This is a genomic window from Mycolicibacterium sp. XJ2546, assembly GCF_053483195.1.
This window is the reverse complement of the sequence record NZ_JBEFRW010000042.1, coordinates 1-1,451: the sequence shown is the minus strand read 5'-3', so window position 1 is coordinate 1,451 and position 1,451 is coordinate 1. Positions and strand designations below refer to the sequence as shown.

Sequence of the window (1,451 nt, the reverse complement as noted above, 5' to 3'; positions counted from 1 at the left end):
CCTGACTTGGCTCACGTTTCCGGGTTGATGGCGAGCGCGGGTTTCTGACCTGCAATTTTCGGGTCGGCCCAGTGAGAATTTGTGCACTAAATCCGAGCCGTAGGCTGCCGGGGTGGCCTACGTGCGCACCGTGAAGACCGCCTCGGGGGCGACCGCGGTGCAGATCGTGTGGTCCAACCGGCGCGGTTCGCGCTCGATCGAGCATCTGGGCTCGGCGCATGACGAGGCCGAGTTGGCCGCGTTGAAGGCGGCCGCGGCGGAGCGGTTGGCGGCCAACCAGGCCGTGCTCGATCTCGACGTGACCGCACCGGCTGGTTCGGAGCCGCTGCCGATCACCTCCACCCGGATGACACATCTGTGGGATGCGTTGTGCGCCGCCTACCGGATCTTGGGGCTCGAATCGGCAACCAAGGGCGACAGTGTGTTTCGTGATCTGGTACTCGCCCGGATCATTGAACCCAGCAGCAAGATCGACGCCGCACGAGTGCTCACCGAAGTCGGGGTAGAGCCTGCCTCGTATGCCACCGTCAAGCGTCGCTTGCCCGGCTATGCTCAACCGCAGTGGCGCCAAGCATTGGCTGCTGCCAGTGCTCGACGCGCCGGGTTGGGACCGGCCTCGCTGGTGTTGTTCGACGTGTCCACGCTGTACTTCGAAACCGATGCCGGTGACGGGTTCCGCGAGCCAGGCTTTTCCAAGGAGCGCCGGCTGGAACCGCAAATCACCCTGGGACTGTTGACTGATGCCGCTGGCTTCCCGCTGACCGTGCAGGCCTTCGAGGGCAACAAGGCCGAGACCGCCACCATGCTGCCGGTCATCAACGCCTTCAAGGCCGCTCACCAGTTGTCGGATGTCACCGTTGTCGCCGATGCTGGCATGATCTCCGAGTCCAACCAAGTCGCGATCAAAGCCGCTGGGCTGTCGTTCATCCTGGGCACACGCATCCCCTACCTGCCTGACGTGGTGCGCGAATGGCGCGACAACCATGCCGGTGAAGCGATTCCCGATGGGCTAATCCTGGCCCAGCCGTGGCCGGCCACCAGTGCGGAGAAGAGCCGCGGCATCCCGGATCGGGTCATCTACTACCAGTACCGCCACGAACGGGCCCGCCGCACGCTGCGCGGGATCGACGAACAAGTCCGCAAAGCCGAACGCGCCGTCGACGGGCACGCCCCAGTCAAACGCAACCGCTACATCCAGCTCACCGGCGCCACCAAGACGATCAACCGCACACTGGAGGCCAAAACCCGCGCGCTGGCCGGCTGGAAGGGCTACACCACCAACCTGACCAGCGCCTCCTCGACATTCGTCATCGACGCCTACCACCAGCTCTGGCACATCGAAAAGAGCTTCCGAATGTCCAAACACGACCTGCAAGCCCGCCCGATCTATCACCACCTGCGCGATTCCATCGAGGCCCACCTGAGCATCGTGGTTGCCGCCATGGCCGTCA

General features: G+C 64.4%; 1 protein-coding gene. It reads left to right on the top strand.

Annotation, left to right across the window (positions count from 1 at the left end; translation table 11 throughout):
- Nucleotides 1–112: 112 nt before the first annotated feature.
- A partial coding sequence (locus ABQE44_RS25725; protein WP_448432639.1) for an IS1634 family transposase occupies nt 113–1,451 on the top strand: 1,339 nt, incomplete at its 3' end.